Origin of the sequence: Mycobacteroides salmoniphilum, from assembly GCF_004924335.1 — a bacterium.
In the GTDB taxonomy this organism is placed as follows: Bacteria; Actinomycetota; Actinomycetes; order Mycobacteriales; family Mycobacteriaceae; genus Mycobacterium; species Mycobacterium salmoniphilum.
This window is the reverse complement of record NZ_CP024633.1, coordinates 404631-427693: the sequence shown is the minus strand read 5'-3', so window position 1 is coordinate 427693 and position 23063 is coordinate 404631. Positions and strand designations below refer to the sequence as shown.

Below are 23063 nucleotides of genomic sequence, written 5' to 3'. Positions count from 1 at the left end.
GGAAGTGACATGCGGGTACTAAGACGGAAAGCACTGACCCGGACAACGGCGGTGGCTGGCGCCGCGGCGATGGCCGTGCTCCTCGCCGGCTGCGGTGACGATTCCACCGGCAGCCCCGAGTCCACTCGTAACGTCACGGTCGTCGGGAAGGGCGAGGTCAAGGGCGCACCTGATGTCCTGCGCGCCGACGTGGGCGTATCGGTGACCGCCAAGGACGTATCCGGTGCACTGTCTCAGGCCAGCGAGAAGGCCCAAGCCGTCATCGACGCCGTGGTCGGGACCGGAGTGGCCCGGGAGGACGTACAGACCAACGAGCTGTCCATCCAGCCGGAACAGACGTACCCGCAGGGTGGTCCCGCGCGTATCACCGGGTACAACGCCACCAACTCCGTACGCATCAACGTCCGCGATCTCAAGAAGGCCTCTGAAGTGCTGGATAAGGCCGTGCAAGCCGGTGGCGACGCGGCACGCCTCTCCGGGGTCAGCTTCGATCTCGACAACGACGCCGACCTGGTCAAGGGTGCGCGGGAGCGCGCCTTCAACGACGCCAAGGCCCGTGCCGAGCAGTACGCCGGGCTGTCTGGCTCCACGCTGGGCAAGGTGCTGCGGATCGATGAGTCCCATGGTTCGGTGCCTCCCCCGGCGCCGATGATGGGCAAGCGGGCCCCCATGCCGGCAGACGCCTCGTTCGCGCCACCGCTGGAACCCGGGCAGCAGACGGTGACATTCGAGGTAAGCGTCATCTGGGAGCTGACTTAGACCATGGGTGACATCACGGTTGTCGGCCACGGAGAGGCCAGCGGGAGTCCCGACGTGTTCATGGCCACCGTCGGCGTTTCGGTGCGCTCGCGCCGCATCGCCGGGGTGATGGCCGAGGTGAAGGCGAAGGCCCGTGCGGTGATCGATGCGGTGCTCGACTCGGGGGTGGCGGCCGAGGATGTCCGGACCGCCTGGATGTCGGTGCACCCGCAGTTCGACGGCAACCGGATCACCGGGTACGCCGCCGACAACTCGGTACGGATCACCGTCCGCGAACTGTCGAAGGTGTCCGACGTTCTGGACAAGGCGGTCACGGCGGGAGGTGAAGCCGCACAGCTCTCCGGGGTCAGCTTCGATCTGCAGGACAGCAGCGGTCTGTCCACACAGGCGCGCGAGCGGGCGTTCGCCGATGCGAAGGCCCGGGCCGAGCAGTACGCCACCCTCTCCGGTGGCACGCTCGGGAAGGTCCTGCGTATCGACGAGACCGGCGGCCACTCGAGCCCTTCCCCGCGTGCCGAGTTCGCGATGTTGCGGGCGGCGGGTGGACCACCGGCAGAGGCGGGCCAGCAGACCGTCAGCGCCGAGATCACCGTCACGTGGGAGCTGGGATGAGCGCCCGCGCGAAGACCGGCAGGCGATGAGCGCCCGCGCGAAGACCGGCAGAGACAGTTAGTCGGTGTAGACGCGCGGGTGCAGCGTGCCGATGAAGGGCAGGTCGCGATAGCGCTCGCCGTAGTCCAGCCCGTAACCCACCACGAACTCGTTGGGGATTTCGAAGCCGACAAGGGCCACGTCGACATCGACCTTCTTGGCCTCCGGCTTACGCAGTAACGAGACCACGTTGAGCGAGCGCGGCCCGCGTGAGGCGAGGTTGCGCATCAGCCAGCTCAGGGTGAGACCCGAATCGATGATGTCCTCAACAATCAGGACGTCCAGGTCCTGGATGTCCCGGTCCAGGTCTTTCAGAATGCGCACCACGCCGGAGGACGAGGTTGCCGAACCATAGGAGCTGACGGCCATGAACTCCATCTGGGTCGGGATCGGGATGGCACGGGCCAAATCCGACACGAACATGACGGCGCCCTTGAGCACGGTCACCAGCAGCAGGTCACCCTCAATGTCGCGATACTTCTCGCCGATAGCGGCGCCAAGCTCCTGAGTCTTGACGCGAATCTGCTCCTCAGTGAGGAGCACCGACTTCACGTCGCCGCAATATTGCTCGCCACATGCCTGATCCTGTTCGCAGGTCACGACCGACAGCGTGCCATGGAGGGCGTTAGCTCTCCAAGCCGGAGACACTGGCTAGTGACTTTGTTTACGAAATAGGCCACTATGGAAACGTGAGCAATGGCGCTTACGGGGCAAGCGAAAAGCTGCCGTCCCGCGATATCCGGGTGGTCGTGATCGGGGCCGGCATGTCCGGTCTGTGCATGGCCTCCACCCTCCGGCACCGGGGTATCACCAACTTCACCGTCTACGAGAAGGCGGACGAGGTCGGCGGAACCTGGCGCGACAACACCTACCCGGGTCTGCAGTGCGATGTACCGTCGCGCTACTACTCGTACTCCTTCGCCCCCAATCCCGATTGGAGCAAAGGCTTCTCGCCTGGCCCGGAGATCCACCAGTACTTCGTCAGATTCGCCGACGAGCAGAGTTTGCGCCGGAACATACGCTTCGGGGCGGCCGTGAGCCGAGCCGAATGGGTTGATGAGCCCGGCCATTCCCACTGGGAACTGGAGCTTTCCGATGGGAGCCGCGACACCGCCGACGTCGTGGTGAGCGCCACCGGGGTGCTGCATCTCCCACGCCTCCCCGATATCGACGGGCTGCGAACCTTCGCCGGTCCGTGTTTTCACTCGGCGCGGTGGGATCACTCGGTGCCGTACGCGGGGAAACGGGTCGGACTCATCGGTACCGGATCCTCCGGAGTCCAGATCATCAGCGCTCTCGCCGAAGAGGTGCAGAGTCTCGCGGTGTTCCAGCGGTCGGCCCAATGGGTCGCACCGGTTCCCAACTTCACCTATTCGGCGATGTCGAAGTCGATATGGTCCCGCGTGCCAATTCTGAACAGGTTTTCCTATCGCCTGTGGCGCTTTTATTTTGAACGCGGCGTGGGCGGATCGGTGGTCAACCCCGGAATCCGGCGGCGGCTCATCCAGGGATTCGTGCGGGCATCGCATCGGCTGCTCATCCGCGACCCGGCGCTGCGGGAGAAGCTGCATCCCGACTACGAGCCGTTGTGCCGCCGATTGGTGATGTCGGTGCCGTTCTTCAAAGCGGTGCAACGCCGCAATGTCTCGGTACTCACCGAGGGGATTGAACGCATTGTGCCGCAGGGCGTCATCACCAGGGATGGGGTTCTGCATGAACTTGACATCTTGGTGTGCGCCACAGGTTTTGACGCGCACTCGTACTTGCGCCCCATGGAGGTGATTGGGCGCGACGGGATCAAGCTCAGCGAGGCATGGCGTGACGGACCGCGCGCATACCGGGCCGTGGGCCTCGCCGGATTTCCGAACTTCTTCCTCTTGATCGGCCCGAACAGCCCGATCGGTAACAACTCGCTCATCTCGATCGCCGAAACACAGGTGAAATTCGCGATGCATTGGATCGACGAGATCCGTTCCGGCCGAGTCCAATCGGTGGCGCCCACGTCGCACGCCGCGGAGACCTTCAATGCCGAAGTGCGCCGGGCGATGCCCAACACCGTGTGGTCCACCGGATGCGACAGCTGGTATTTGGGGGCCGACGGAGTACCCGAGCTATGGCCCTGGCCTCCCGTGGACTATCGCCGCACACTCACCTCGCCGATCCGCGAGGACTTCGCCATCACCTAGACCGGTTCGTTAGACATCGTGAATCGACAGCGCCAGATGGTCACCTGATCTGGACGCCACCAGGCGCTGGTACGGCAGGTCGGCGCCCACCGCAACCCCGCCTTGCCCACGCCACTGCACGATGAGCGCGTCCACCGCACGAATCTGGCTGTCATTCAAATCCTGTGCGCCGCCGGCTAGTAGCCAGAGCCTGATCACCCGTCGGCGCACTGCGGGAGTCACGTCACGCAGACCCGAGATCGCCAGGGACCCCGCACCGGGGAAGGTTGCCCGCGCCTGCTCGTCGAGCGCATCGCCGTCGTCACGCAATGACGCCGCGGTTCGGGCAAGTGCCTCGGCGACGCCACCGCCAAGAACCTGCTCCAGCAGCGGCAGTACTTCGTGACGCAGCCGCACCCGGACGAAGCGGGAGTCGACATTGTGGGGGTCTTCCCAAGGGGTCACACCCAATTCGGCACAGGTGGCGCGTGTCTCGGTTCGGCGGATGTCCAGAAGTGGACGCCCCCACGGATCATCCCAGGGGCGCATTCCCGCAATGGAACGCCCGCCGGAACCTCGCCCCAGTCCCAGCAGCACCGTTTCGGCTTGATCGTCAAGAGTATGGGCAAGCAGTACCGGCAGGCCCTCCCTGGCCCCGTGCAGCGCGGCGTACCGGGCATCGCGCGCCGCCGCTTCCAGACCACCCGCGCCGTCGACGGTCACCGAAAGGACCGATGCGTGATCACATCCCAGAGCCAGTGCCTGTCTCCGCGCTTGCGCCGCAACCTCGACGGAGCCCGGCTGCAGCCCGTGATCGACAATGAGTGCGGTCACCACCCAGCCCTGCGCGACGGTGGCCGCCGCGAGCGCCAGTGAATCCGCGCCGCCCGAAACTGCTACGGCCACGCGCTTCACATCCGGAAGATGCTGAGTACCAAATACTCTGACGGCCCGACGCAGCGCTAGAGAACTCGGGTGATCCATTGGTCCGGATTATCGATCTCGGAGGGCTTGGGCAATGTCTCGGCGTCTCGCCAGATGGTGTTGAAGCGCTCCATCCCGACCTTTCCCACCACGTGGTCGACGAACTTCTTACCACGGGTGTACTGACGCATCTTGGCGTCCATGCCGATGAGGGCGCGGATAATCCGCTGCAACGGTGGCTGTTTACGTGAACGTCGTGCTTCGAAGCGGGATCTGATGCTGGACACCGATGGGACAACAGCCGGACCCACCGCGTCCATGACGTGGTCGGCATGTCCTTCGAGCAGTGTGCCCAACACCAGCAGGCGATCTAGTGCATCCCTGCCACTTTCGGATTGCATGGCGCGCAGCAGATCGACGATCCCGTTCTCGCCCTGGTCCTTCGGCGAGCGGACAAACTCGGCCAGCCTGCCAAGCATGCCGGCCACGTCCTCCTCTTGCTCATACGCGAGAGTCGCCAAGGTGCCCGACATGTAGTCCGCCAGCCACGGATTAGCCGAGAACTGCACGCGATGCGTTACCTCGTGCAGACACACCCACATCCGGAAATCGCTTGGCAGCACCCGAAGTTGGCGTTCCACTGCGATGACGTTGGGATACACCAGCAGCAACGCACCCGCACCGTCCGCGGTGAACGGGTCGTACTGCCCGAGAATGCCCGACGACACGAATGCCAGTACCGCGCCGGTTTGCGCCCCGGTGACACGGCCCGACAGGAACCCCGGGGAGCCGCCGTCACCCCCGGCCATCACGCGCATGGACTCGGCTGCCGCCGCGATCCAACGGGGGCGATCGATGATTCGCGCCTCCGGTACCGCCAGACCGTCCGCCAGGCCGGTGAGCTCACGCACCGGGGCCTCCGCACGCCGCGCCGCATTCGACAGCTCGGCGATGGCCTGCTGACGGGTGTATTCGGTGGTGGGCGGCGCAGGCCGCGCGAGCTTGGCGCCCACTGTCGCGGCGAACTCCCAGTTGACCATGCGGCCAACCGTCAGTTCACGGCGCTCGGCTCCGGCTCCGCCCTTCGCGACGCGATCCGGCACAGCCATCAGCTACATCCGCATGACCGCAGTACCGCTGCGGTGTTATCCACCGCGTTGCGCGCGGTCGGCGCGGTCGCCTGGTTCTGCATCAGCGTGAAAGTCAGCACCCGCCCGCTGACGTCGGTGACCACGCCGGCCAGGGTGTTCACGCCCGTGAGCGATCCCGTCTTGGCACGTAACCATCCCGCCGCGGCTTGGTTTTGGATGACAAAGCGTTCGGACAACGTGCCACTGCCACCGGCGATGGGCAGCACATCCAGCAGCGGGCGCAGCTTCGGCTGTTCAGGGCCGGCGGCAGCACCGATGACCTCGTTGAGGGTGCGCGCGGTGACCCTGTCGTCCACCGACAACCCGCTGGAATCACGCAGCGTCAGGCCCGTGAGATCGATTCCTGTGCTGCGCAATTGGCTCGTGACCGCATCGACGGTTCCGGAGAAGGTCTGCGGCCGGCCCGAGGCCAGCGCCACCTCGCGGCCAATGGTCTCCGCCATGACGTTGTCGGAGGCATTCATCATCTCCCGCAGCCGCTCCATCAGCGGTGCTGACTGAACGGAGGCAATGGATTTCGCCGACGGCGGCGCCGAGTCCAGCCGCACCATGTCCGGATCGACGCCGAGCGCCGCGGCGAGTGCACGGCCTGCGTCGAGTGCCGGGGTGGTGGAACGACGCGAGTCGTAGTCAGTCGGTTGCGTACGTCCGGCGTCGAGCATCACAGCCTGGATGGGCGCAACGTCGCCGCCGTCGATATCGGCCGGGTCCCATCCGGGCGCCATGGATGGCCCACCAAACCGGCTGATGTCGACCGTGATCGACGTGACCGTGACTCCCGACTTACGTACCTGGTCGGCCAGATCACTGATGCGCGCGGCGTCGCGGTACCAGGTGTCGGCGTCCGCCGGCGCCGCGCTCAGAATCGGGTCGCCGCCGCCGACCAATGTCACCAGTCCCCGCTGTCCCGCGGTATCCGCCACGACCGAGGTGGTGACTTTCGCGGCCCGATCAAGAGTGAGTAGCGCCGCCGCAGCGGTCAGCACCTTGTTGGTGGATGCGGGCACCATCGGCACGGTGGAGCCCTGCTGCCACAGCTCGCGGCCGGACAGTGCATCGGTTACCCGGCCGGTGAACATGGCCAGCGCCGGATCGGCCAGCGCCTTGTCCAGTGCTTGTGCCAAACCATCTGCCGTCGGAACCGGAGCCGAATCCGAAACCGGCATGACACCCGGTTTCGGGGTGACAAGCGTCGGTTCGGGATCGGCGTTCTGCGACTGGCCGGAGGTGGAGGCTCCCGTGGTCAGCGACGCCACGAGAACGAGCGCGGCAATCGCCAACACGACGGCGACGGCGAGCAGGCCGTGGGTAGAGCGCCGCCAGCGACGCGGATCAAGTGCCCTGGCGGTGACCATGCTCTGCAGGGTATCGCTATCCTGGTGCGCGCTGGACGAGCGCTTGCCCGAAGGCCTGCGGACATGGATGAGCGCTTGCGCGAAGACCGACCGACTGAGTACCACCGACATTCAAGGAGCGGGTGTGGAGTTCGACGTCACCATCGAGATCCCCAAGGGGCAGCGCAACAAGTACGAGGTCGATCACGAGACCGGACGCGTACGCCTGGACCGTTACCTCTACACCCCGATGGCCTACCCCGCCGACTACGGCTTCATCGAGAACACCCTCGGCGAGGACGGCGATCCGCTGGACGCGCTGGTACTGCTACCCGAATCCGTCTTCCCCGGTGTGATCGTCGAGGCTCGGCCCGTCGGCATGTTCAAGATGGTCGACGACGGCGGCGGTGACGACAAGGTGCTGTGTGTGCCCGCAGGCGACCCGCGGTGGGATCACATCCAGGAAATCGGCGATGTGTCGACCTTCGAGCTGGACGCCATCAAGCACTTCTTCGTCCACTACAAGGACCTGGAGCCCGGTAAGTTCGTCAAGGCTGCCGACTGGGTGGGCCGCACCGAGGCCGAGGCCGAGGTCATCGCGTCGTTCGAGCGCCTCAAGACCCAGGGGCACTAGCCCGGCCTAGGCGCCTGGCATACGACGGCGAACACGTCGGTGCTGCTTTGGGCGACGGTCACTCCGTCGACGGTGATGGAACAGCTGATGGTGCCCTCGCCGACCATGGTGACATTCATGGTCAGCGGAACGTCCCGAGGTGTAACCGTCACCGAGACCGCCCACGGCTGCGAAATATTCGACACACGCACATAGTCGTTGTCCGTCATATAGGCGACATTGACCCCGCTGCCCTGACCACCCACGCTGTAGGTGACGCTCTTGCCGCCGGTCCCGGAACCCCTGGGACCTTGACCCGTCGTGGGCACCGGCTTGGGCGCCTCGGTCGTGGTGGGCACCGGAGGCGCTTCGGTGGTCGTTGGTGTGGTCTCGACACCGGCGCTGGGGTTCGGCGGGGGTGGTGAGGGCGGAGGCGGCTCGGTCGTGGTTGTCGACGGCAACGGGACATCGTTGGGCCCCGTCCACGTGGTCGACGGGGTGACGGTGACCGTCGTCGGGGCTGCCACCTCAGTTCGGCGGGTAATGACCAAGATCGCTGTCAGAGCTATCGCCAGCACCGCCAGAACGCTTACTCCGGCGACTGTCCATGGCCATTTCGGGGGCTTCGGATCCTCGGGATAGGGAATCGGCCCGCCGGGCGGCCACGGCTCCTGCGGGTACTGCTGCCAGGCTGGATCCGTCACTGTCCCCCACTCCTACTGGGTGCAATGTTACGTCGCGTTAAGCTCCTGCAAAATGCACGGTCCCCCTCTAGCGAACAGCGGCGACCCGCCGAATCATGGTCCTATGTTGATGCATCAGGGCATCGGCCGCGACACGTTCAACCAGATGCCCGATACCAAAGCCGTCCACGCGCTGTACGAGTGTGGTGGCAGCGTGACCTGGGCACGGAAGATCGCCGCGGCGCGGCCGTTCGCCGACCATGATGCCCTGTTCCGACTCGCCGACAACGAGTTGTTCGCGCTCTCCGAGGAGTCGCTGGACGAGGTGCTGATCGCCTATCCGGCGTTGGGAAAACGGCCGGGAAGTGCACGATCTCATGCCGAGCAGTGCGCGATCCGCGACGAGACTCCAGGGATGATGGCCGCGTTGCGGGCCGCAGCGCATCGATACGAGCACCACTTCGGTCATCGCTTCGTCATGCACCTGTGCGGACAGGACGGCTCCTCGGTGCTGCGCGCGATCTCCGACCGCATGCACCACGACGTAGATACCGAGCGCAAGGTGACGCGCAACGAGCTCGCGAAGATCAACCGCACCCGGCTGGAGCGCATGCTCGGCCCCGAGGGCGGTTACGACAACTGGTGAGCGCTACGCCGCCAGCGGTATCCGCTGGGGCAGCAACGCGAATACGCGGTGTGCGGCACAACCGATGTCCGTGGTGGGCGACGCCGGAATCAGCGTTACCCCGTCGGCCACGCCGGCCAGGTAGATATCGGCGATCAAACCCGCCAGCCCTTCCGGGGTACCCGCATACGAGACCGCCGACGGAACTCGCAGACTCGCGAAATGCTTACGCGCCGATCGCGAGTCCGTCTCGATGTGCACGTAGACATCCAGGATGACCGCGGGTGCGTCCTTGCGCGCGGTGCGCAGAGAATGCCGGGCCCGCTGTGCCTGTTTGAGATCAGGGGCGTTGACGCGTGCGGTAACACCCGTTCCATTGGTCAGTTCACGCCAGCCGGCAGCATCGTCGGTGAAAACCCGAAACGTCTGATGTTGTGTCGCCACAGCCGCCACGGTACCGACGAGGTCCGGGCATGGCCATCGTTGAATTCCGGGTGAGCCGATAAGCCCCGATCACACCGCCGGCTGCTCGGTGAGCGGCGCCGACGGGCTGCGTTCGGTCAGGTTGTCGATGACACGTTGCACCTTGGGCATGAGCGTGTCGATATCCAATCCGAGCCAGTACGGGATCGGATACATGAAATGTCGATTGAGACCGGGCAGGAGCCTGCTCAAGAAGTAGCCCAGCCACGCCTCGGGACGCACCGGAGCCACCGCAAAGTTGTAGCGGGCAGCGCGGACCGTGGCACGCGCAACCTGCGGGGGACCGATCAGCTGGTCCAGCACCCGCATCGGGGCAGAGGACTGGAACGCCCTCATGGCGCTGTTCGCACGCTCACGCACATCATCGCGAAGGTCCAGACCGGCGACGGTGGCGTTTACCCCGATGTTGGTGTTGATGAAGCCAGGACACACCGCGGATACGCCAATTCCCTTGGGACCCAACTCCATCCGCATACACTCGCTCAGCATCTTCACCGCCGCCTTGGAGGCCGAATAGGCGGGGAAGATCGGCGTCGGGGTGATGGCCCCCGCCGAGGCGATATTGACGATCTGACCGCCGCGGCCACGTTCGGCCATCTGCTTGCCAAAGACCCGTCCGCCATAGGCGACACCGAATACGTTGACCCGGAACTGCTTTTCCCAGTGCTCCTGCTCAAGATCGAAGAAGCGCCCGCCGACCATGATGCCCGCGTTGTTCACCAGCACATCGGGGACACCGTATTCGGCCCGCACCTGATCAGCGAACCGCTCCCAGGCCGCCGGATCGGTGACATCGAGCTGAAAAGCCACCGCCCGATGCCCCTTCCGGTGGATGATCGCCGCCGTTTCCTGGGCGGTCGTCAGATCCACATCGGAGGCCACCACCTCCGCACCGCCCCGTGCGAATTGGATAGCGATGGCTCGCCCGATGCCGCTCCCTGCTCCGGTTACGACGACAAGTTCTGGTTTGCGCCCCGGCAACAGTCTCATCCCACAACCTCCTTGTTGCGCTTGCGCCTCGACGCCGCCTCCACTACCGGCGCCACCGTCTCGGTGCCGTACCGATAGTTGTCCAGCCGGAAGTACTTGTTGTGAAAGTACATTTCACCGAAACCGCCTGGGCGGAAGGGGGAATCACCATGGTTGTCGATGTAGTACGTATTGGCCGTCGAGCATGCCGGCGAGAGCCACAGGTGATTCTCATTGCGCGCGTGCATCTTGTCGAAGTAGGCCTGGTGCACATCCTGCTTGACCTCGGCGGTGGTAGCACCACGCTTCTTCGTCTCCGCAATCACCCGGGCCGCGTGCGCGGTGGTCGACTCGATCAGCATGTGATAGGGCCCGAAGACGTATCCGTAGGGTCCGAGGACAAGGAAGAAGTTGGGGTAATCCGGGACCGAAACACCCTGGTATGCCTGATAACGGTTCTCCTGGAAGAACTGCTTCAGATCCTTGCCGCGCCGACCGGCGGTCGGGAAGGCCGGCATGTGATCCCAGATCGCGAACCCGGTGGCGCAGATCAACACATCCACTTCGTGCTCGACCCCATCCGCGGTCAGCAGGCCCTTCTCGGTGATTCGTTGAATGGGTTCGGTCACCAAGGCGACGTTGGGGCGGTTGAACGTCTTGAGGTAGGTATTGGAGAACGAGGGACGCTTACAGCCAAACCCGTAGTACGGCAGCAGCTTCTCTCGGGTAACCGGGTCGTCGACCTGCGTACGCATCCAGCCGCGCATCCGGTTCGCCAGGGCCATCGAGGCGGATTCGACGTATTTGGAGTCGAGCTTGAAGACCGCGTCCGGAATGTATGCGGTACTGAGGTTGATGGCGTGCCGAATACCCTTGGCAACACCGGGGAACCCGAACAGCGCCCGCCAGAACGCGTTGTACTTCAGATCGGGCTTGGGCCCCACGTAGATGGGGGTGCGCTGAAAGACGGTGAGATGGCCGACCTCCGGGGCAATCTCTGGAACCAGCTGCAGCGAGGTGGCGCCGGTGCCGATGACAGCCACTCGTTTTCCGGCCAGCTGAATATCCTTGTCCCACAACGCGGTGTGCATCAGTACCCCCTGATAGGAGTCGATACCTTCTATCTCGGGCAGCTTGGGTTGCTCGAGGCCACCTGTCGCGGCGATCACGTGCCGGGCAGTGATCGCACTGTCGTCGTCCAGAGTAAGAGTCCACATGTTGTGCGCCTCATCAAATTCCTGACGCACCACGCGTGTGTTGAATCGGATCTTGCGGCGCAGTTCATGCTTGTCCACGAGTTCGTTGGCGTACCCCTCAAGCTCGTCACCGGGCGTGAAGAACTTGGACCAGGTGGTCTTCTGGTCGTAAGAGAAGCTGTAGATAAAGGTGGGGATGTCCACGGCCACACCTGGGTACTTGTTGGCATGCCAGGTGCCTCCGGCGGCACCCCACTTCTCCAGGATGACGAAGTCGTGGACACCCCTTTTGGTCAGCTCGACACCCGCGCCGATGCCGCCGAAGCCCGCTCCGATGATCACGACCTCATGGTCGGGAACAGCCCGTTCCCCACCGTTGACTTCACTACCCCGCACACGTGTACTAGTCATTCGACGTCCTTGTCAGTCCGACCCTGTGATGTGTCGAACTGAAAGTATCACGTATTACGAGTTACGAATACTGTGTCGGTGTCTACGCCACCAGGAAATCCGGGAGCGGTCTCTTGTCGTCAACCGGCCCGACTTGCCCGTCGCGCTCGGTATAGGTCAGCGCCGGTCCGTGGCGGACGAGCTCACCGATCGCATCGACGAGGCGCGTGATGTCACTCGCGGTGGTTCCCAGCCCGATACTCGCGCGCAGCGCACCCCCTGGGGTGCCCAGCCTGGCCAGCAGCGGGTGCGCGCAGAATCTGCCGTCGCGCAGCCCGATTCCGTGTTCGGCCGACAGATAGGCCGCAGCGACCGACGGTGTGTATCCGGTGACAGTGAAGGACACAATGCCCAGCACGTCACGGCCACTGTTCCAAATGCTCAGGGTGTCAACACCTTCAATCGCGGCGAGCCCTTCCCGAAGTTGAGCGGTGAGCACATCCTCGACGTGGCCTATGTCCCCCAGCGCGGCCAATGCCTCGCACGCAGCCGCCACGGCGGCAACGCCGACCACATTGGGCGTGCCCGCCTCATGCCGCTGGGGTCCCGCGAGCCACTCGGCCCCGTCGATACCAACATTGCGAACCGCCCCACCACCCGCAAGATAGGGCCTCGCGGCGTCGAGCCAGTCACTTTGCCCCACAAGAACTCCGGTACCGAACGGTGCATACAGCTTGTGCCCGGAGAACGCGAGATAGTCGATTCCGGTTGCCGCCAAGTCGATTCGGCGGTGCGGAACCAACTGTGCCCCGTCGACGGCGATTCTCGCTCCGTACCGGTGCGCGACGGCCGCGAGTTCGGCCAACGGCAGCACCTCGCCGGTGACATTCGAAGCGCCGGTGACGGCCAGCAGTGCGGCAGGCCGCCGGGCGAGCTCGTCGGCCAGCGCGGTGACGGTGTCCGCGACGGTGGCTCGATGCTCGACCACTCGGGCCTCATATCGCTGCCAGGTCAACAGGTTTGCGTGGTGCTCGATGTCGAGAACCACCACCTCACCCGGCACCGCCGAGGCGAGCAGATTCAGCGAGTCGGTGGTGTTGCGGGTGAAGATCACATGGTGGTCGGCGGCGGCACCGACGAAGCGTCCCACCTTCTCACGGGCACCCTCGTAGAGGGTCGTGCACACGCGTGAGGCGTATCCGGCGCCACGATGCACACTGGCGTAGTACGGCAGCAGCTCGGTGACGCGATCCGCGACATCGCAGAGTGCGGGTGCACTGGCAGCGTAGTCAAAATTGGCGTATCTGATCCAGCCACCTTGAGCCAGAGGAACTTTGGTATCGGCTCCGACAACACGTGCAGCCGGTTGCTCGGACCCAGACTGTGTGAACACTGACATGTGACATCCCATCTCACCGGACCCGCCCGGCGAGTCCACGCTTGCCACGCCCGGTTGAGCGCGGCCAGGTCGTCACCTGGAGCACCCCGCCGTGGATGAGCCGCTTGCGCGAAGACAAACAGCATGGAGGAGGGTTGCCGACCAGCTAGCCAGGGCTTATCGCTGGTACTCATGACCTGTGCGTAGCCTGCTCGCCAGCCGCAGCCGCCGTCAAGCGCATTACGCAGGGTGATTTCAAATCCGCGGTGTCAGCTCGTGCGTCCGGCCCCGACTTTCCGATCCCCGCGCCATAGGGCAGACTGGCTAGTGGAGGGGAGTATTCCTTCGCTGCGGTGTCGTCATCACATCGGCCATTGTCGGACCGGTCGGTGCCGCAGGCCGGTCACCTGCCGGCGGAAGAGACCTCCGGCGTTTTGGCGACCGGAGGTTACTTCATGCAGATATCGCAGCTCGAATGGATCATCACCCTGGCCGTCACGGTCGCGATCTTGCTCGTCGACGTCGTGGTGATCGGCAGGCGGCCCCATGAACCCTCCGTCCGCGAGACCGCCACCGCCCTCAGCATCTACATCGGGCTTGCGGTGGCATTCGGTCTGTGGGTGTGGTTCTTCCACGGCAGCCAGTTCGGGCTGGAGTTCTTCGCGGGCTGGCTCACCGAGTACAGCCTCTCGGTGGACAACCTGTTCATCTTTTTGATCATCATGGCCAGCTTCAAGGTGCCCCGGATCTATCAGCAAGAGGCGCTGTTGATCGGCATCATCCTGGCGCTGATCTTCCGCGGCATCTTCATCGCCCTCGGCGCGGTGGCCATCAACCAGTTCTCCTGGATCTTCTACCTGTTCGGTGCGTTCCTGGTGTACACCGCCGTCAACTTGGCACGCGACACCGAGCATGACGACGACGCCGACAACGCCGTGGTGCAGTTCGCCCGCAAGCACCTGCGGACCACCGACACGTGGGACGGCCTGCGCCTGTGGGTCCGGGAAAACGGCACTCGACTGATGACGCCGATGTTCCTGGTGATCGTCGCGCTGGGCACCACCGACCTTCTCTTCGCACTCGACTCAATCCCCGCGATCTACGGGCTCACCAAAGAGCCCTACCTGGTGTTCACCGCCAACGTGTTCGCCCTCATGGGTCTGCGCCAGCTGTATTTCCTGCTCGGCGACATGCTCAAGCGTCTGGTGTACCTGTCGCAGGGGCTGGCCTTCATTCTGTTCTTCATCGGCGTCAAGCTGATCCTGCATGCGCTGCACGAGAACGAACTGCCCTTCCTCAACGGCGGCGAACCGGTGCATGTGCCCGAGATCCCCACGTTGGCAAGCCTTGCGGTGATCATCGTGACACTGCTCATCACCACCGTCGCCAGCCTGTACAAGACCAGGCGCACCGCCAAAGAGGCCTAGGGCTCCACGCCGAAGGGATCGTCCGTGGCCCGTCGTGGCAAACTTGGCGGACATGGGGTCAGCGTGCCCGGCGGACCACTTCCGCGCGGCGGCGAGCCCAGCCGCAGCCGGACCGATAGGCTCGCTGCGGTACCCCTCCAGGCCCACAGAAACCGACGCGGAAACTAACGAGGAGCAGCGTGACCGGCCCCGACGAGTCACCCACCAACCGCGCGCACGAAGAGGCCTCCGAGCCCGTCGCCCATGACACCCCGGCCCACCCGGTGCCTCCGCAGTACCTGCTCGGCAGGTCAGCCCCTCCGGCCCGGACGCTGATCGACATCCTCTACTCGACCGCGGCGGAGCACCCCGACGCGCCCGCCATCGATGACGGCACCATCCAGCTCACGTACTCCGAGCTCCTCGTCGACGTCGAGGCAAGTGTCGAATGGCTCGGCACTCGGGGAATCGGGCGCGGTGATCGCGTCGGCATCCGGATGCCCTCGGGCAGTTACTCGCTCTATGTGGCGATCCTGGCGACCCTGGCCGCGGGAGCCGCGTACGTTCCCGTCGACGCCGACGATCCCGAGGAACGCGCGGCGCTGGTGTTCGGTGAGGCGCAGGTGGCCGCCGTGATCACCCCCGACGGCCTCGTTCGTGGACCCGGTTCGTCGCGAGGCTGGCGCGCCACCAAACCGACACCGCGCGATGACGCGTGGATCATTTTCACCTCGGGTTCCACCGGCACCCCCAAAGGCGTCGCGGTGACACATCGCAACGCAGCCGCCTTTGTCGACGCCGAAGCACAGATGTTCCTACAGGACAACCCGATTGGCCCCGACGACCGAGTGCTCGCCGGACTCTCCGTGGCCTTCGACGCCTCCTGCGAGGAGATGTGGCTCGCGTGGCGCTACGGCGCCTGCCTGGTGCCCGCGCCGCGATCCCTGGTGCGCAGCGGCATGGATTTGGGTCCGTGGCTGGTGTCCCGAGATGTCACCGTGGTGTCGACGGTGCCCACCCTTGCCGCACTGTGGCCGGCAGAAGCGCTGGAGGCGGTGCGGCTGCTGATTTTCGGCGGTGAGGCCTGCCCTCCGGATCTGGCTGAACGGTTGGCCACCGGTGAAGACGGTGCCGCCCGCGAGGTGTGGAACACCTACGGCCCCACCGAGGCGACCGTGGTCGCGTGCGCCGCGCAGCTCGACGGGGTCAGCCCCGTCAGTATCGGGTTACCGCTTCCGGGCTGGGATCTGGCAGTGGTGGATGCGCAGGGCAACCAGGTCGGCTACGGCGAGGTCGGCGAGCTGGTCATCGGCGGGATCGGCCTGGCCAAGTACCTCGATCCCGAAAAGGACGCCGAAAAGTACGCTGCGTTACACACTTTGGGATGGTCCCGGGCCTACCGCAGTGGTGACCTGGTACGCCTGGAAGCCGACGGGTTGTACTTCCAGGGTCGCGCCGATGACCAGGTGAAGGTCGGTGGCCGCCGTATCGAGCTCGGCGAGGTGGATGCGGCGCTGGTCAACCTGCCCGGCGTGAGTGGCGGCGCGGCCGCGGTGCGCAAGACCGCAAGCGGCACCCCGCTGCTGGTCGGCTACATCGCCAGCGCCGACCCCAACTTCGACATCGCGGCAGCACGTGCGAGCCTGGCCGAGTCGCTTCCCGCCGCACTGGTACCGCGGCTCGTGAAGCTTGACGAACTGCCCACCCGCACATCGGGAAAGGTCGATCGCAACGCGCTGCCGTGGCCGCCGCCGGGAGCCGATACCGATGACGCCGCCGCCGAACTGGGCGGCACCATGGGCTGGCTCGCCGGATTGTGGCGCGACATCCTGGCGGCCACGATCGACGGGCCCGAGGCCGACTTCTTCGCTCTCGGTGGCGGATCGCTCTCCGCGGCGCAGCTGGTCGCGGCGTTGCGGCAGCGCTACCCGCAGGTGACCGTCGCGAACCTGTACGACCAGCCGCGGCTCGGATCGCTGGCCACCTATCTGGATGAGCTGGCACCTTCCGTCGAGGTCGAACCCCGCATCGTGAAGCCGGTACCGCGGCTGACCGAGCTGGCGCAGGTGGTAGCAACGCTTCCGCTGACCACCCTCACGGGTCTGCAATGGGCGACCTGGCTCGCTTTGGCCAACAACGTATTCGCAATGTTCAGCGATGTGCCATGGCTGGTAACGGTCAACTGGTGGGTGCTGCTGGCGGCCTTCGTCCTCTTCATCACCCCCCTGGGCCGCATGAGTATCACCGTGGTCGGGGCGCGACTGCTGCTGTCAGGGGTCAAGCCCGGGATATACGAGCGCGGCGGAAGTGTGCATCTGCGGGTGTGGATCGCCGACCGGCTGGCCACCGCCAGCGGCGCCGAGAACCTTTCCGGCGCACCGTGGATGGTGTATTACGCCAGGGCGTTGGGTGCACGTGTGGGTAATGGTGTCGACCTGCATTCATCTCCGCCCGTGACGGGTTGGCTCGAGCTTGGCAACCGCAGTTCCATCGAACCTGAAGTTGACTTGTCCGGGCATTGGGTTGACGGGGACAAGTTTCATGTCGGCCCCATCGTCATCGGCGAGGATGCCACCGTCGGAGCCCGCACCACCTTGCTACCGGGAGCGGTCATCGGCAAGAACGCCGATGTCGCACCGGGTTCCGGTGTCGTCGGCAGAGTCAAGAACGGCCAGTACTGGAAGGGCTCACCGGCCGTGAAGTCGGGCAAGGCCCGCCATCCATGGCCGGATTATCGTCCGCCCCGAGCCGGGCAATGGGTACCGATCTACGGGGTGACATCGATCCTGCTGGGCGGACTGCCCTTGCTCGCGCTGGCCGCCGGGCTGGGCGTGGTGGCCTTTGGCATCCGAAACACTGCGACGATTTGTGAAGCCGTGGTGCCCGCGCTCATCTGGACGCCCGGCGCGGCGCTGGTCAGCGTGATCGTGTACGCCGCCATCACCGTTGCACTGGTGCGACTGATGTCGATCGGCGTGCACGAGGGCTATCACCCCGTCCGCAGTCGGCAGGGATGGCAACTGTGGGCCACCGAACGCCTGATGGACGCAGCCCGTAACTACTTGTTCCCCATCTACGCCAGCCAACTGACCCCATGGTGGCTGCGCATCCTGGGCGCGAAAATCGGCAAGGACACCGAGATTTCGACAGCCCTGCTGATACCGAAGTTCACCGAGGTCGACGACGGCGCGTTCCTTGCCGACGACACCATGGTCGCGTCCTATGAGTTGGGCGGCGGTTGGATCCACATCGCCAAGGCCCGAATCGGCAAGCGCGCATTTCTGGGGAACTCGGGGATTACCCAGCCGGGCCGCAAGGTACCCAACGACGCGCTGGTCGCCGTCCTCTCTGCGACTCCCCACAAGGCCAAGTCGGGTTCTTCGTGGATCGGTAGCCCACCAAAGCGACTACGCCGCAAGGCTGACGGCGCAGATTCCGCGCTGACATTCGAGCCGCCGTTCCGGCTCAAGGTCATGCGGGGGATCGTGGAGACGTGCCGCATCATCCCGATCATCGTGACGTTCGGGATCGGAGTCGGGGTACTTCTGGCCTTGCAGACCATCGCCATCCGGTTCAATTTCTGGGCCGCAGGCGCACTCAGTGGCGTGGTGCTGCTGATCGCCGGCGCCGTGGCTGGCGTGGTGAGCGTAGTCGCCAAGTGGGTGGTGGTCGGGCGCACCAAAGCTGTGGAGAAACCCCTCTGGTCCTCGTTCGTCTGGCGTAACGAGGTTGCCGACACCTTCGTGGAAACCGTTGCTGCCGTGTGGTTTGCGCGTGCAGCGTCGGGAACGGTGATGCAGAACTGGTGGCTGCGTGGCCTGGGCGCAAAGATCGGCCGCGGAGTGTGGTGCGAAACGTACTGGCTCCCCGAGGCCGATCTGGTGACCCTGGGCAGGGGCGCAACCGTGAACCGTGGCTGCGTGGTGCAGACACATCTGTTCCACGACCGGATCATGCGGATGGACACCGTGGTCCTGGGCGAGGGTGCCACCCTCGGACCGCATTGCGTCGCGCTGCCCGCCGCCGAACTGGGGGCCGGCGCCACCGTCGGTCCCGCCTCGCTCGTGGTCCGCGGTGACGTTGTACCGCCGTCCACCCGGTGGCAGGGCAACCCCATTTCTCCATGGGGCAAGCTGGATCCCATGGCACCGAAGAAGCCCAAGGGCGGCAAGGGGCCTAAGGCCGCATGACCAAACCAGGCAAAAAGGCGGCCAAAAGGCTCCCCCCACGGCCTCCGATCATCGATCCCTATCTGCCACAAAACGGCAATTACGGGTATCGGGTGTCACGCTACGAGCTGGACCTGGAATACAAGGTGGCCATCAACCGGCTGACCGGTACCGCAACGATCACCGCCGTCACCCTCGCCACCCTCAAGGAGTTCACCCTCGACCTCGCCGACGCTCTCGGCGTCTCGAAGGTGACCGTGAATGGCAGGCGTCCAACACATTTCGGGCATCGTGGCGGAAAGATCACCATCAAGCTGGCCACCGGCATCCCCGCCGGAGCCGCCATGACCATCGTCATCCGATACGGCGGATCACCCCGCCCCATCAACAGCATGTGGGGAGACGTCGGGTTCGAGGAGCTATCCAACGGCGTGCTGGTGGCCGGGCAGCCGAACGGCGCGGCGTCCTGGTTCCCGTGCGACGATCACCCCAGTTCCAAGGCAAGCTATCGGTTTGTCATCAGCAGCGACAGCCCGTACTGCGTTGTCTCCAACGGGGAGTTGGTATCACGGCGGGTCCGGGCCGCGCACACGACCTGGACGTATGAGCAGCCCGAGCCGATGGCGCCCTATCTGGCGACGCTGCAGATCGGGGACTACCAGACCGTCAAGCTCGCCAAGAACCCGATCTCGATGAACGCCGCGCTCCCGTCGCGGCTGTATGAGCGGTTCACCCACGACTTCGGCAGGCAGCCGCAGATGATGAAGCTGTTCATCAAACAGTTCGGCCCGTACCCATTCGCCGCCGGGTACACCGTGGTGGTCACCGATGACGAACTCGATATTCCCCTGGAGGCACAGGGCATTTCGGTGTTCGGTGCGAACCATTGCGACGGGGAACGGCATTCCGAGCGACTGGTGGCGCATGAGCTGGCGCACCAGTGGTTCGGTAACAGCGTCACCGCGCGCCGCTGGCGCGACATCTGGCTCCACGAAGGGTTTGCCTGTTACGCCGAATGGCTGTGGTCCGAGGAGTCCGGTGGACCATCGGCAGATGCCCGCTCCCGCCACTATCATCAAAAACTCAAAGACCTCCCCCAAGATCTGATCCTGGCCGACCCTGGCCCACAACTGATGTTCGACGATCGCGTGTACAAGCGCGGAGCATTGACATTGCACGCCTTGCGATTACGGCTCGGCGACACGAAATTCTTCGCGCTGCTGCAGGATTGGACCACGCGGTACCGACACAGCACCGTCATCACCGACGACTTCACGGGCCTGGCGGCCGGCTACTCCGACGAATCGCTGCGGCCGCTGTGGACCGCGTGGCTATACGAGAAACAGCTCCCGCCCCTGGACCGGAAGTGACCGACGCCGGCCCCACCGAGTTTGAGCCTCTCCATCCGAGCGGCTCATCGGCCCGCTCCAGCTTCGCACGAATCGGTGTTGCCACCGCCATCAGCGCGATCTGTGGTTACACCGTGCTGTACTTGGCGGCCCGCGAACTGGGTCCTGCTTTGTTCTCGGTGTTCGGAGTCTTCTGGGGCGCATTCGGTTTGGTGACCGGCGCGGCCAATGGGCTACTACAAGAGACCACTCGCGAAGTGCGGCTCTCGCTGGCGCAGCGTGAGCGGTCTCCGCTGTCCACCACTCTGCCGATCAGGATCGCCGTCGCCTTCGCCATCGCCTCTGCCGTCGGGATCGTCGGTACCGCACCGCTGTGGGCATCGCATGTGTTCACCGAGTTTCGTTGGCTCAGCGTGGCATTGCTGGCCGGCGGGCTCGCCGGGTTCTGTATGCACGCGACCACCCTGGGCGCCCTGGCCGGGTCGAGCCGATGGACTCAGTACGGCGTTCTCATGGTGACCGATGCGGGAATCCGTTTGGTGGTGGCGGTTGTCACCTTCGTGGCCACCATCGGGCTCGTCGGGTATCTGTGGGCAACAGTGGCCGGATCGATGTCCTGGTTACTACTCACCGTGGTCTCCAAACCTACCCGCGAGGCGCTCACGGTACCCGCACTCGTTGACACCATGGAATTCCTGCGCGGCGCCCGGCATTCGATCGCCGCGGCCGCGGCCAGCGCGGTACTGGTGATGGGGTTCCCGGTGCTGTTGCAGTCAACGACGGGCGATCTGGGCACCACCGGCGGCGTGGTGATCCTGGCCGTCACATTAACCCGTGCGCCGCTCCTGGTGCCGCTGACAGCGCTGCAGGGCAACCTGATAGCCCATTTCGTCGATGAGCGGGATCGGCGCCTCAGTGCGCTCATCACCCCGGCCGCCATCATCACCGGCGTCGGAGCGGTAGGCATCGCGCTCGCCACGACCGTTGGCCCCTGGTTGCTGCGGACGGTGTTCGATCCGGCATACCAGGCGGGCGGCCCACTGCTGGGCTGGTTGACCGCCGGTGCGGTGATGATCGCCTTGTTGACGCTCACCGGGGCGGCCACCGTGGCCCATGCCCGGCACCTCGCCTACTCGGCGGGATGGGTTGGGGCTACCGTGGTCTCGGCGCTGCTGCTGCTCTTGCCTCTCGGACTGGAGGAGCGGACGGTAATCGCGTTGATAGGCGGGCCCGTCGTCGGAATCGTCGTGCATGTGGCCGCACTCGCCTTCTGGCGCGACCCGGAGACCACCGAAGGCATCATCGACTGAGGCGGGCAGCCCAATACGGTCAGATCCCCGCCGCGTGCTCCAGCTCCCCCAGCGCTGCCTCGAGACCATCGGCCATCTCATCGATATCCGCGGCGACCTCGGGGGTCGTCACGAAACCGAAGTCCATGTGCTCCATATAGGAAAAGCACGTGATGTTCAGTGCCACGTCCAAGACGGGCGGCCCCAGCGGAATCATCGATTCCAGCTGGGCACCGGCCATGTACAGCGGGAAGGACGGACCCGGGACATTGGACAACACCAGGTTGATCGGCGCCAGATTCCGGGACAACCCGCTGGCGGTGTAGGCGCGCGCCGCCAACTGCAGCAGCCCCGGCGGCGTCGTATCCGTCAACCCCATGATCTGATGCGCCGACATCGCGCGTGCCATTTCCTTGGCACCCTGCGTTCCCGCATAGATCGCCCTGATCCGCTCGGCCGGGTCCTCGATATCCGTCGCCAGCGAGACTGTCATCGAGCTGATCTGATTGCCCACCTCACCATCGGTGTCCTCGGTGCGCACCGAGACCGGAATCTGCACGATCAGCGGTTTCTCCGGCAGCTCATCGCGCTTGGCCAGATAGTCCCGGACAGCCCCGGACACTATGGCCAGCACCACGTCGTTGACCTTGACGCCAAACGCGTCCTTGAGCGCCTTGACCCGCGCCAGTTCAAGACGCGCGCCGGATATCCGACGGTGCGGTGACACCGGCGCGTTGAATCGGGTGTGCGGGGCCTCGAAGTATCCGGGTGATTTCCGTTCCATGCCGAATACCGCCAGCTGCTGGCGAACCGTCTGCTGCACCAACCGAACGACCCGATAGGGCGTTTTGACGCCCAGGTTGACCAACGCGCTCAACAAGATGCGCTCGCGGCTGGGTAACCCGAGGCCCACCAGCGACCCGACGGTGTCGTCCGGCGCCGGCCGCGGCTCGGGTGCGATATCGAACAGAATCTCGCCCAGGCCCGCGCCCGAAACCCCGTCGACGATGGCGTGATGCATCTTGGTCAGCGTGGCGACACGTCCGCCCTCGACACCCTCGATGACCCACAGCTCCCATAACGGGCGCGATCGGTCGAGCTTGTAGGACATCAGCCGGCCCGCCAGCTCCTCCAGCTCCTTGCGGCCGCCGGGCGCGGGCACGCCGATGCGGCGAATATGAAAGTCGGGATCCAGTTCCTCGTCTTCGACGAACCAGGGCCGGTCCAATCCCAGTGGGACGTCGGTGACTCGCCAGCGCAGCTGCGGCATCGACGGAAGCCTCTCCACGATGAGGCTGCGAACCCGCTCAAAGCTGTAGTCCGGTGCATCGGTGGGGTCATAGATCGACAGTCCCCCGATGTGCATATGCCAACCCGCCGTTTCGGCGTGCCAGAACGCCGCATCTACCCCAGACAGCCGCTGCATGGCCGAAACATTAGTGCCGCCAACGTTCCCTTCTGCCGGAATCGCAGGACTTGTCGTGGCCGGGCAGAGCCGACGTCCGCTCGCGGGTAGCCGGTGCTACCTT

The 23063-nt window shown here is 65.0% G+C and carries 19 protein-coding genes and 1 riboswitch; of the genes, 9 read left to right on the top strand and 10 right to left on the bottom strand.

Annotation, left to right across the window (positions count from 1 at the left end; translation table 11 throughout):
• Positions 1-9 precede the first annotated feature (9 nt).
• A complete protein-coding gene (locus tag DSM43276_RS02150) occupies positions 10-759 on the top strand; it encodes an SIMPL domain-containing protein (RefSeq protein ID WP_078330422.1) in 750 nt (249 codons plus the stop codon).
• Between the two features lie 3 nt (positions 760-762).
• Complete coding sequence (locus DSM43276_RS02145; RefSeq protein WP_078330423.1) at positions 763-1371, top strand: SIMPL domain-containing protein; 609 nt, start codon at positions 763-765, stop codon at positions 1369-1371.
• Positions 1372-1428: 57 nt separating this feature from the next.
• Here DSM43276_RS02145 and hpt read toward each other — a convergent pair whose 3' ends face one another.
• Positions 1429-2010, bottom strand: a complete 582-nt coding sequence (gene hpt, locus DSM43276_RS02140; RefSeq protein ID WP_078324597.1) for a hypoxanthine phosphoribosyltransferase — start codon at positions 2008-2010, stop codon at positions 1429-1431.
• An 89-nt stretch (positions 2011-2099) separates the two neighbouring features.
• Here hpt and DSM43276_RS02135 point away from each other — a divergent pair, with 89 nt between their 5' ends.
• Positions 2100-3596, top strand: a complete 1497-nt coding sequence (locus tag DSM43276_RS02135) for a flavin-containing monooxygenase (protein WP_078330425.1) — start codon at positions 2100-2102, stop codon at positions 3594-3596.
• 9 nt (positions 3597-3605) lie between these two features.
• Here the strand turns inward: DSM43276_RS02135 and tilS are convergent, their stop codons facing one another.
• The 3 genes from tilS to dacB all read right to left on the bottom strand — a co-directional run bounded on the left by tilS (position 3606) and on the right by dacB (position 7005).
• A complete protein-coding gene (gene tilS / locus DSM43276_RS02130) occupies positions 3606-4481 on the bottom strand; it encodes a tRNA lysidine(34) synthetase TilS (protein ID WP_169053025.1) in 876 nt (291 codons plus the stop codon).
• A 56-nt stretch (positions 4482-4537) separates the two neighbouring features.
• Positions 4538-5539 (bottom strand): zinc-dependent metalloprotease, encoded by a 1002-nt coding sequence (locus tag DSM43276_RS02125; RefSeq protein ID WP_169053084.1) that lies wholly within the window; start codon positions 5537-5539, stop codon positions 4538-4540.
• A gap of 68 nt (positions 5540-5607) precedes the next feature.
• Positions 5608-7005, bottom strand: a complete 1398-nt coding sequence (gene dacB, locus DSM43276_RS02120; RefSeq protein ID WP_078330454.1) for a D-alanyl-D-alanine carboxypeptidase/D-alanyl-D-alanine endopeptidase — start codon at positions 7003-7005, stop codon at positions 5608-5610.
• Positions 7006-7129: 124 nt separating this feature from the next.
• Here dacB and DSM43276_RS02115 point away from each other — a divergent pair, with 124 nt between their 5' ends.
• Entirely contained in the window at positions 7130-7618 is a 489-nt protein-coding gene (locus DSM43276_RS02115; protein ID WP_078324593.1) for an inorganic diphosphatase, read from the top strand.
• On the opposite strand, the gene DSM43276_RS02110 is transcribed toward DSM43276_RS02115, so the two are convergent.
• Complete coding sequence (locus tag DSM43276_RS02110) at positions 7615-8301, bottom strand: MmpS family transport accessory protein (protein WP_078330429.1); 687 nt, start codon at positions 8299-8301, stop codon at positions 7615-7617. The genes DSM43276_RS02115 and DSM43276_RS02110 overlap by 4 nt on opposite strands.
• 103 nt (positions 8302-8404) lie before the next feature.
• On the opposite strand from DSM43276_RS02110, the gene DSM43276_RS02105 reads away from it, so the two are divergent.
• Positions 8405-8926 (top strand): 2-oxo-4-hydroxy-4-carboxy-5-ureidoimidazoline decarboxylase, encoded by a 522-nt coding sequence (locus DSM43276_RS02105; protein ID WP_078324591.1) that lies wholly within the window; start codon positions 8405-8407, stop codon positions 8924-8926.
• 3 nt (positions 8927-8929) lie between these two features.
• Here DSM43276_RS02105 and DSM43276_RS02100 read toward each other — a convergent pair whose 3' ends face one another.
• The 4 genes from DSM43276_RS02100 to DSM43276_RS02085 form a co-directional block, all read right to left on the bottom strand.
• Positions 8930-9349: a hypothetical protein gene (locus DSM43276_RS02100; protein ID WP_078330455.1), complete on the bottom strand. Its 420-nt coding sequence runs from the start codon at positions 9347-9349 to the stop codon at positions 8930-8932.
• 69 nt (positions 9350-9418) lie between these two features.
• On the bottom strand, positions 9419-10378 hold the full coding sequence (locus DSM43276_RS02095) for an SDR family NAD(P)-dependent oxidoreductase (RefSeq protein ID WP_078330430.1): 960 nt from the start codon (positions 10376-10378) through the stop codon (positions 9419-9421).
• Complete coding sequence (locus tag DSM43276_RS02090) at positions 10375-11964, bottom strand: flavin-containing monooxygenase (RefSeq protein ID WP_078330431.1); 1590 nt, start codon at positions 11962-11964, stop codon at positions 10375-10377. Before DSM43276_RS02090 ends, DSM43276_RS02095 begins: the two co-directional genes overlap by 4 nt.
• Positions 11965-12046: 82 nt before the next feature.
• Positions 12047-13342 (bottom strand): aminotransferase class V-fold PLP-dependent enzyme, encoded by a 1296-nt coding sequence (locus DSM43276_RS02085; RefSeq protein WP_078330456.1) that lies wholly within the window; start codon positions 13340-13342, stop codon positions 12047-12049.
• Positions 13343-13374: 32 nt separating this feature from the next.
• Positions 13375-13519: riboswitch (SAM riboswitch) on the bottom strand.
• Positions 13520-13776: 257 nt separating this feature from the next.
• Between DSM43276_RS02085 and DSM43276_RS02080 the strand changes: the two genes are divergently transcribed.
• From DSM43276_RS02080 to DSM43276_RS02065, 4 genes are all read left to right on the top strand, one after another.
• Positions 13777-14748 (top strand): TerC family protein, encoded by a 972-nt coding sequence (locus tag DSM43276_RS02080; RefSeq protein ID WP_078330457.1) that lies wholly within the window; start codon positions 13777-13779, stop codon positions 14746-14748.
• 179 nt (positions 14749-14927) lie between these two features.
• Entirely contained in the window at positions 14928-18917 is a 3990-nt protein-coding gene (locus DSM43276_RS02075; RefSeq protein WP_078330432.1) for a Pls/PosA family non-ribosomal peptide synthetase, read from the top strand.
• Complete coding sequence (locus DSM43276_RS02070) at positions 18914-20266, top strand: M1 family metallopeptidase (RefSeq protein WP_078330433.1); 1353 nt, start codon at positions 18914-18916, stop codon at positions 20264-20266. The genes DSM43276_RS02075 and DSM43276_RS02070 overlap by 4 nt, the downstream gene beginning before the upstream one ends.
• Positions 20263-21555: a polysaccharide biosynthesis protein gene (locus tag DSM43276_RS02065; RefSeq protein ID WP_078330434.1), complete on the top strand. Its 1293-nt coding sequence runs from the start codon at positions 20263-20265 to the stop codon at positions 21553-21555. Before DSM43276_RS02070 ends, DSM43276_RS02065 begins: the two co-directional genes overlap by 4 nt.
• 19 nt (positions 21556-21574) lie before the next feature.
• Here DSM43276_RS02065 and DSM43276_RS02060 read toward each other — a convergent pair whose 3' ends face one another.
• Entirely contained in the window at positions 21575-22960 is a 1386-nt protein-coding gene (locus DSM43276_RS02060) for a WS/DGAT/MGAT family O-acyltransferase (RefSeq protein ID WP_078330435.1), read from the bottom strand.
• Between the last annotated feature and the right edge of the window lie 103 nt (positions 22961-23063).